Origin of the sequence: Neisseria sp. S1, from assembly GCF_048060015.1 — a bacterium.
Lineage (GTDB): Bacteria > Pseudomonadota > Gammaproteobacteria > Burkholderiales > Neisseriaceae > Neisseria > Neisseria arctica.
Genome location: NZ_JBLUPI010000003.1, coordinates 224004 through 232352, shown reverse-complemented (window position 1 = coordinate 232352; position 8349 = coordinate 224004). Strand labels below are relative to the sequence as shown.

Below are 8349 nucleotides of genomic sequence, written 5' to 3'. Positions count from 1 at the left end.
CCGTTCGCCACTCGCCACCAAAAGAGCAAGCTCTTTCGTGCTGCCGTTCGACTTGCATGTGTAAAGCATGCCGCCAGCGTTCAATCTGAGCCAGGATCAAACTCTTATGTTCAATCTCTAACTTTTTTAACTTCTGGTCTGCTTCAAAGAAACTGACAAAGCGTAGATAATCTACATCTTGTCTGTTTTTGTCGCAGTGTGAGGCCCAAGGCACTCACACTTATCGGTAATCTGTTTGTTAAAGAGCAAGACTGAAATTATAAACCACCAAAATTTTATATGTCAAGACTAAAAGCAACCAATCCGTTTACTCAAAATCCCAACCGTGGTACAATCTACAGTCAGTTTTATTCACCGCCTCAGCAGCGAAGAACCGAACTATACACAACCCATACAAAACCCGTCAACCCCCAAAACAAAAAATCCCCCAGAAAAAATTGCACCCGTCTGTTTTACAACAGAATTTTTTATAACTAAAAATAGACAAAACAGTACATATCCAACAGCAAACGCTACAACAGCATTCAATCTTCTTAATTTCGCAAACTCCCGAAATAATCAAATAATCGCGCGACACCAACTAGTAAACTTTATTCGCATGATACAAGCTTGCCTACGCCGCTTTACTGCATTGCGTTTATTTTTTAATGTGCATCTTGATAGAACGCATCTAAACAAACTTAACAGATGAATTGTTTTCAGACGGCCCAACTCGTATAAGCCTTTGCTACAATAGCAGACTGATATGTTTCTTAGTAAGGCCCGTTTTAAGACACTTAAACAATAACCCCAAACTCATGTGTTTTTGGTATGATTAATTCTTTAAAACAATTCTTATCGTGTATTTAGGCGGTGACCATGTCAGTATATACAAGCATCTCAGACCAAGAGATGCATGATTTTTTACAAGCTTACAATATTGGCAAATTTCTCTCACTACAAGGCATTGCACAAGGCATTACCAACAGTAACTATTTTATCAATACCAGCCAAGGCCGCTTTGTACTCACTGTATTTGAAGCACTAACACAAGCAGAACTACCATTTTTCTTAAAACTAAAACAACACTTAAGCCAAAATGGTGTAGCCTGCCCTACCCCAATCCCTCAAAAAAATAATAAGCTAGAAGCAACACTAGCCAACAAACCCGCATGCATCGTCAGCTGTCTGAATGGAACCGACGTGAGCTGGCCAACCACCCAACAATGCTTCAATACAGGGAAAATGCTTGCGAAAATGCATATAGCCGGACAAGATTTTCCTCTGCATATGGAAAACCCACGCTACTTATCATGGTGGCACGAGGCTTCAAAAAAACTATTTCCTCTATTAAACAAAGAAGATTCAATACTGCTTAAAACTACAATAGCCGATATTGATAAATATCCTACAGAACACCTACCAAATGGAATTATTCATGCAGACTTATTTAAAGATAATGTCTTATTACAAGGAGATGAAGTTTCCGGATTTATTGACTTCTATTACGCCTGCAACGGAACCTTCATATACGATATAGCCATTGCAATCAATGACTGGGCACGAAATTCCAACAACATCCTAGATAACAGTCTAGAGCAAGCCTTTCTAAGCGGGTACGAGGAAATTCGGCCACTAACGGAATCAGAGCGCTTATACTACCCAATTGCAAAACGTGCGGGCTGCTTACGATTCTGGGTATCTCGCCTTCTAGATTTTCACTTTCCCCAAGAAGGAGAAATGACGTTTATTAAAGACCCAAATATATTTAGGGATTTATTACTAAGCTTCAACCAACACCAAACTCAAATATAAATATATATTCAATGACTAGACTCCAAATTTAAAGCATTTTAGATCATATTTAACCATAAACTAAAGCCCCGAAAGACGGGGCTTTAGTTACATCAAAAAGCTTAATGAAAAAACAACTTATTCATCAGCACCCGTATAAGGGCGCACGCTTACGGTTTTGCGGTTCAAAGCACCTTTAATTGCAAATTCAACATAACCATCTACTTTTGCAAAAAGAGTGTGATCCTTACCCATGCCTACATTATCACCAGCATGGAAGCGTGTACCACGTTGACGAACAATAATAGAACCCGCAGGAATCAATTCATTGCCGTAGGCTTTCACACCCAAGCGCTTGGCTTCTGAATCGCGACCATTTTTAGAGCTACCACCAGCTTTTTTGGTTGCCATTTTACGTTACTCCTAAACTGATTAAATTAAGCGATTGCTACGATTTCGATTTGGGTGAAATTTTGACGGTGCCCTTGGCGCTTTTGATAATGCTTACGGCGGCGCATTTTGAAAATGCGTATTTTTTCACCACGACCATGAGCAACTACTTTAGCAGTTACCTTAGCGCCCTCAATAAACGGAGCACCTACTTTTACAGACTCACCGTCAGCAATCATCAAAACTTCATTCAGTTCGATTTGACTGTCGAGTTCGGCTGGTATCTGTTCTACTTTCAATTTTTCGCCAACGGTAACCTTATATTGTTTACCGCCAGTTTTTACGACCGCGTACATACTCAACTCCATGAGAATTTTTAGTTAAATCTTTTCGTACACCCTGTACGAAACTATAAATTTTAAACAATACACTTAAATCTGTCAAAAACTTATTTGAGCATATGCATTGCCATCCTTATAGTCAACACCCTACATCAACTTTAAAATATTCACGGAATCCATGCATATATACAACATTACTGCTATAATCGTTGACTAAATTATTGCAGTGTTGAATATACAACAAAGCTTACCATACAACAATTCCATCCATTCTGGGTTCTCCCATGCTTGAAAACTTGCCTTATTTCCAACGTCACCTACCCGATGACCTTGCCAGAGTAAATGTTGTCATTAACCAAGCTGTTCAATCCGAGGTAGCTTTAATTTCCCAAATCGGCACATATATCATTAGTGCCGGAGGCAAACGTCTGCGCCCCATTATCACTATTTTGGCAGGTAAAGCATTAGGATATGATGAGCAAAAACTTTACTCTTTAGCCGCTATGGTTGAGTTTATCCATACATCTACGCTGTTACATGATGATGTAGTAGATGAAAGTGACTTGCGTCGAGGTCGAAAAACTGCCAATAACCTTTTCGGGAACGCTGCTGCAGTTTTGGTAGGTGATTTTTTATATACTCGCGCATTTCAACTGATGGTAGAGTCAGGCAATATGCGAATTTTAGAGATTATGGCGGATGCTACTAATATTATCGCTGAAGGCGAAGTGCTGCAATTGATGAATATTGGTAATACTGAGATTACTGAAAATGAATATCTACAGGTTATACAATACAAGACAGCAAAACTATTTGAAGCAGCCGCTCAAGTAGGAGCTATCTTGGCAGGAGCAACACTGGAACAAGAAACCGCACTAAAAAACTACGGCATGTATGTAGGTACTGCATTTCAAATAATTGATGACATTCTTGACTACTCCGGCAATCCCGATGAAATCGGTAAAAATGTCGGTGATGATCTGGCAGAAGGCAAGCCTACCTTACCTTTAATTTATCTAATGCAGCATGGGGGAGAGGCATCAAAAGATGTGCGCCACGCACTTGAAAATGCCGACCGCAGTTATTTTGCGATTATCCATAAACACATTACTAATTCAGATGCCTTAGCTTACGCAACCGAACAAGCAAAAGTAGCGGTACAAAATGCGCTAAACTGCTTGGATATTCTACCTGATAACGAAACTGTCCAAGCGATGCACCAATTAGCCAAAGAATCTTTAGCCCGAGTATCCTAGAATAAGGATACACAGCGCAGCACAATACTTATAAAAATAAAACCTCGCCGTAGTTCAACGGATAGAACGTATGCCTCCTAAGCGTAAAATACAGGTTCGATTCCTGTCGGCGAGGCCACATATTCAGAAAATATATTTAAAAATAAACTCAATAACTTAAAATAAAATTCCTAACGCCCAAAGTAGTTTTGAATATTTTGAATATAGCTTCTCCTCAAGCTACGCCCCACTCTAACTTCTTCTTTCCTTTGCAACTTCCCATATTAATCATTCCTCTTTAAAGTACAATATCTCATAAGTTGGTTTATTAACCAAATCCGCCAAAGTGAATCCATCCAAATAATTTAAAAAAGCTTTTATTCCCCCTCCGATAATATCAATTAAACGACATCCCGGAGTAATCAAACACATATTTCCCTTACCCATACATTCCACTAATTGCATCGGTTCCATATAACGCACCACCTCTCCTACATTAATTTTTTCAGCGGGCCTGGCCAAACGTAACCCCCCTCCTTTCCCCCTCACACTTTCTAAAAATCCTCCTTTTACCAGAGCCGTTACTACCTTCATCAAATGGCTCTTAGAAATGTCATATTTATTAGCTATTGTAGCTATATTTACCAAACCATCATTATTAATGGCTGTGTAAATCAAAACACGCAATGCATAGTCTGTATGCTGAGTTAGATACATAACAACCTCGATATTGACATAAACATTAATCTAAGCAATTGAAACAAAATATATTTAATTTTCTAAATAACTCAAAACACAAGCAGCGCGAGCCAAATAATCATTCAGCACAGCAAATTAATTATTTGGCATTTGCTTTATTTGTTTATAAGTTTCATAATATATGAAACTTATAAACAAATAAAGCAAAGCTAACTGCTATGAAACCCCAAAATCGCCACTCCGACTTAATCTTCTACTCACGCGAACATCATCACACTCTAACCTTATGTCTACATGTTCTGCGTAATCCAACATCCAATCACCAACAGGAAATAGAAGCACATCGGCCAGACTTACTGCATCATTTCCAGCAAGAAGAAATTCAATTCAAGCCGTTATGGCAAAAGCTTCCCATTAGTTTTCGCCAACGATTTGAACAAGACCATACAGTGCTTCGTCAACTACTCACAAAGCCTGATTATACGAATAGTGATTGGAATAATTGCTTTGCAAGCTCATTACGAGATCATATCCGTTTTGAAGAAAGAGAATTATTTCCCGCCATTGAACGTTGTGTTAGCACTTCAGAAAAATCATATTAACATTCAGACTGCCTGAAACTTTATCTCCTTAATCCAGCCTCATGCCTCTATAACGAATGAATATAGATCAAACTTAATTTAGACAACAAGGAAATCATAATGACGACGCTGTTTAAACAGCCTATTTGGGCAATGGCATTTCGCCCATTATATGTAGCAGCTTCCTTATTCGGCATAGTTTCTATACTGTTATGGGGATTCGGCTACTCCGGTACAACTGAAATGCCATCATTTTATTGGCACGCCCACGAAATGATTTGGGGTTACACCGGAGCGATTGTTGTTGGATTTCTCCTGACGGCCGTAGCCACATGGACCCAACAGCCTCCTGTACGGGGACTATCTTTAGTCATCTTAGTATGTTTATGGTTATTTGCACGCTTGTTTGCACTATTACCGGGTTACGCAACATTCAGCGGTATCACAGGCACTTTATTTTTCTGGCTGGCGGCGGCATATATGGCTCTTCCTGTGATCCGAAGCCATAATAATCGAAACTATATTACTGTATTTACATTATTTTTATTTGGCTTCAGCCATGCAGCTTTTCATTGGCATATATATCAATTTCAGACGGCCTCTATATTAAAAGCACTGACTGCCGGGCTAATAATAATCGCCGGATTTATCGGCTTGATCGGTATGCGGGTAATTCCTTTTTTCACTGCAAAAAGATTAAATATATCTGCCCAACCCACTCCTACATGGGTGACGTTCTCCGTTTTAGCACTTCCTATAATAATGTCCATACTAATACTTACCGGAAAATTCTCGGCGATTCTCGGTATTTTGGGCCTACTGACAGGCCTTATCAATCTTATCCAAACTTTCCGCTGGTGGCATAAAAAAGTATGGCATGAACCTATGCTGCTAGTTTTATTTGCCGGTTATCTCTTTGCTGCACTAGGATTAATAGTTATCGCGACAGCACAATGGTTGCCGGCATATTTAAGCTTAGGTATACACCTAATTGGTGTCGGCGGGATTGGTTTACTTACCATCGGCATGATGGCACGTACAGCACTTGGACATACTGGGCGTGCAATTTACCCTGCTCCCACACTCGCTCGCTACTCCTTTGTAGCCATGCTGCTAGCCACCCTAGTCCGCATCCTCGCAATATTTTTTACAAATAAAACAGCTTATTTCCATAGCATACGGATATCAGCCTGCCTCTTCGCTCTAGCCCTGCTACTTTATGCGTGGCAATATATTCCTTGGCTTATTTCACCTCGAGGAGACAATAAGCCTGGCTAATAATTATTTTTTAATATAATTACTTATTAAAAAAAAACATCATTCCACACATGAATTGTTTAACTTTACACAGTGTGGGCGTACACTCACTATCATCTTTCAATATGTATATGACAAATATAAAATGCAACATCATCGCTCCGCCCCCGCCATGGTTTTGGCTGCTTTAGGTATCGTTTATGGCGATATTGGCACCAGTCCGCTTTATACTCTTAAAGAAACTTTTTTAGCGTCACATATGCAAGTGGGAGAAACGGGTGTTTTAGGTTTTGTCTCATTAATCATATGGGCTCTGATTTTAATTGTTACCCTTAAGTATGTATTCTTCATACTGCATGCAGATAATAAAGGAGAAGGCGGGGTAGTCATTCTGATGCAGCAAGCCCTTCAATTTCTACAGGGCAAGCCGGCTTGGATTGTAATGATGATGGGGCTGACCGGAACGGCCATGTTTTTTGGCGACGCCATGATTACTCCGGCTATTTCAGTCTTATCTGCTGCCGAAGGCCTGACTGTTATAAGTCCCCAGTTAGAGCATTTCGTATTACCGATCGCGCTGACAGTATTAGTAGCATTATTTATCATCCAGCGTAAAGGTACACAACATATCGGCAATTTTTTTGGCCCGATTATGCTGCTTTGGTTTTCCTGCCTCGCTCTAATCGGCCTATATCAAATCACACAAAATACTTCAGTATTACGCGCTCTAAACCCTTATTACGGCTTATATTTTGCTACTCACCACGGTTGGGGCGGATTTGTCAGCTTAGGAGCAGTAGTTTTAGCCGTTACTGGTGCCGAAGCCTTATATGCCGACATGGGGCATTTCGGACGCCGCCCGATTCAGACGGCTTGGATTGCAATGGTTTTACCTGCTTTAGCACTTAACTATATAGGCCAAGGAGCACTGCTGCTTCGTAAACCGGAAGCCATTCAAAATCCTTTTTTCTTAAGCGTACCGGAATGGGGGCTGGTTCCTTTGATTATCCTAGCCACTTTAGCAACTATTATTGCCAGCCAAGCCGTGATATCCGGTGCATACTCGCTTACCCGGCAAGCAATCCAACTTGGCTTTACTCCTCGCATGCAAATCAATCACACCAGTGAAACGGAGATTGGCCAAATATACATTCCCTCTATCAATTGGATGCTCCTAGGCGTAGTTATCTTAGTCGTACTCGGATTTAAGAACTCTACTAACCTTGCCTCCGCTTACGGCATAGCCGCTACCGGAACCATGGTACTGACCACGTTAATGTTCTGTATTGTCATGATCAAAAAATGGCGTTGGCCCAAGCTTGCCGCGTTCGGCCTAACAGCAATTTTCTTATGTTTCGATTTGGCATTTTTCTCATCTAATCTACTAAAAATACCTACCGGCGGCTGGTTTCCCGTGATGATTGCCATTATTTTAGTATTTATTTTCAGTACTTGGCGTCGCGGTCGGGACCTTCTTAATAAAACCTCTGCCGAACACGAGTTGGATTTATCCTCCTTTATTGACAACTTGGATGATTACCCACCTCAAACTGTTCCGGGCAATGCCGTATTTATGGTTAGCAATCCCTTCATAGTACCCAAAGCCTTGTTGCACAATTTGAAACACAACAAAGTATTACACGAAAATAATATTCTCCTAACCATACAAACCCAAGATGTCCCCAAGGTTCCCGAAACAGAGCGAATCTCTATTGAAAAACTAAATACTAGATTTACCCGAATTATTGCACATTACGGTTTTCAGGAAACCCCCCGGGTCAACCAAATTATCCGGCTTGCCCAAAAAAAAGGAATTACGCTGGAAATAATGGAAACTTCTTTTTTTCTGTCTCGAGACAGTATACGCACTAGTAGCCATACGCCACCTAAAGGTATGGGCAGGCTACGTACGCGCTTTTTTAAATGGCTGTACAAAAACAGCACCCCTCCCACCGACTATTATCGGATTCCAAGTAATCGAGTTGTAGAAATGGGTTCACAAGTCACCTTATAAATTAAAAATGATAGCCAAGCCTCACAGCTTGGCTATCAACCTTTTCAAACAACTACAAT

At 40.4% G+C, this 8349-nt stretch carries 8 protein-coding genes, 1 tRNA gene and 1 rRNA gene; 6 read left to right on the top strand and 4 right to left on the bottom strand.

What is annotated here, in order from left to right; translation table 11 throughout:
- A 16S ribosomal RNA gene (locus tag ACEPPX_RS03870) occupies nt 1-112 on the bottom strand; the annotation flags it as partial.
- Between the two features lie 746 nt (nt 113-858).
- On the opposite strand from ACEPPX_RS03870, the gene thrB reads away from it, so the two are divergent.
- Nucleotides 859-1794, top strand: coding sequence for a homoserine kinase (gene thrB / locus ACEPPX_RS03865; RefSeq protein ID WP_416623006.1), 936 nt, complete (start codon nt 859-861; stop codon nt 1792-1794).
- Between the two features lie 117 nt (nt 1795-1911).
- On the opposite strand, the gene rpmA is transcribed toward thrB, so the two are convergent.
- Both rpmA and rplU read right to left on the bottom strand, forming a co-directional pair.
- Entirely contained in the window at nt 1912-2184 is a 273-nt protein-coding gene (rpmA, locus tag ACEPPX_RS03860) for a 50S ribosomal protein L27 (protein ID WP_416623005.1), read from the bottom strand.
- 26 nt (nt 2185-2210) lie between these two features.
- Nucleotides 2211-2519 (bottom strand): 50S ribosomal protein L21, encoded by a 309-nt coding sequence (rplU, locus tag ACEPPX_RS03855; RefSeq protein ID WP_152667084.1) that lies wholly within the window; start codon nt 2517-2519, stop codon nt 2211-2213.
- Between the two features lie 269 nt (nt 2520-2788).
- On the opposite strand from rplU, the gene ACEPPX_RS03850 reads away from it, so the two are divergent.
- Nucleotides 2789-3760, top strand: a complete 972-nt coding sequence (locus tag ACEPPX_RS03850) for a polyprenyl synthetase family protein (RefSeq protein WP_047761878.1) — start codon at nt 2789-2791, stop codon at nt 3758-3760.
- 43 nt (nt 3761-3803) lie between these two features.
- Nucleotides 3804-3878: transfer RNA gene (locus ACEPPX_RS03845), tRNA-Arg, on the top strand.
- Between the two features lie 149 nt (nt 3879-4027).
- Here ACEPPX_RS03845 and ACEPPX_RS03840 read toward each other — a convergent pair.
- Nucleotides 4028-4456: an RrF2 family transcriptional regulator gene (locus tag ACEPPX_RS03840; protein WP_047761877.1), complete on the bottom strand. Its 429-nt coding sequence runs from the start codon at nt 4454-4456 to the stop codon at nt 4028-4030.
- A gap of 200 nt (nt 4457-4656) precedes the next feature.
- On the opposite strand from ACEPPX_RS03840, the gene ACEPPX_RS03835 reads away from it, so the two are divergent.
- The 3 genes from ACEPPX_RS03835 to ACEPPX_RS03825 all read left to right on the top strand — a co-directional run bounded on the left by ACEPPX_RS03835 (nt 4657) and on the right by ACEPPX_RS03825 (nt 8290).
- Nucleotides 4657-5040 carry a hypothetical protein gene (locus ACEPPX_RS03835; RefSeq protein WP_075968096.1) on the top strand — a complete coding sequence of 128 codons (384 nt, stop codon included), beginning with the start codon at nt 4657-4659 and terminating at the stop codon, nt 5038-5040.
- Between the two features lie 99 nt (nt 5041-5139).
- Nucleotides 5140-6297: an NnrS family protein gene (locus tag ACEPPX_RS03830; protein ID WP_416623004.1), complete on the top strand. Its 1158-nt coding sequence runs from the start codon at nt 5140-5142 to the stop codon at nt 6295-6297.
- 124 nt (nt 6298-6421) lie between these two features.
- Nucleotides 6422-8290 carry a potassium transporter Kup gene (locus tag ACEPPX_RS03825; protein ID WP_416623003.1) on the top strand — a complete coding sequence of 623 codons (1869 nt, stop codon included), beginning with the start codon at nt 6422-6424 and terminating at the stop codon, nt 8288-8290.
- The last annotated feature ends 59 nt before the right edge of the window (nt 8291-8349 follow it).

Excerpts from the sequence above, each read along its gene's own strand:
- rpmA (WP_416623005.1), bottom strand. The coding sequence starts at position 2,184 with ATGGCAACCAAAAAAGCTGGTGGTAGCTCTAAAAATGGTCGCGATTCA.
- rplU (WP_152667084.1), bottom strand. The coding sequence starts at position 2,519 with ATGTACGCGGTCGTAAAAACTGGCGGTAAACAATATAAGGTTACCGTT.
- ACEPPX_RS03835 (WP_075968096.1), top strand. The coding sequence starts at position 4,657 with ATGAAACCCCAAAATCGCCACTCCGACTTAATCTTCTACTCACGCGAA.
- ACEPPX_RS03840 (WP_047761877.1), bottom strand. The coding sequence starts at position 4,456 with ATGTATCTAACTCAGCATACAGACTATGCATTGCGTGTTTTGATTTAC.
- ACEPPX_RS03850 (WP_047761878.1), top strand. The coding sequence starts at position 2,789 with ATGCTTGAAAACTTGCCTTATTTCCAACGTCACCTACCCGATGACCTT.
- ACEPPX_RS03825 (WP_416623003.1), top strand. The coding sequence starts at position 6,422 with ATGCAACATCATCGCTCCGCCCCCGCCATGGTTTTGGCTGCTTTAGGT.
- ACEPPX_RS03830 (WP_416623004.1), top strand. The coding sequence starts at position 5,140 with ATGACGACGCTGTTTAAACAGCCTATTTGGGCAATGGCATTTCGCCCA.
- thrB (WP_416623006.1), top strand. The coding sequence starts at position 859 with ATGTCAGTATATACAAGCATCTCAGACCAAGAGATGCATGATTTTTTA.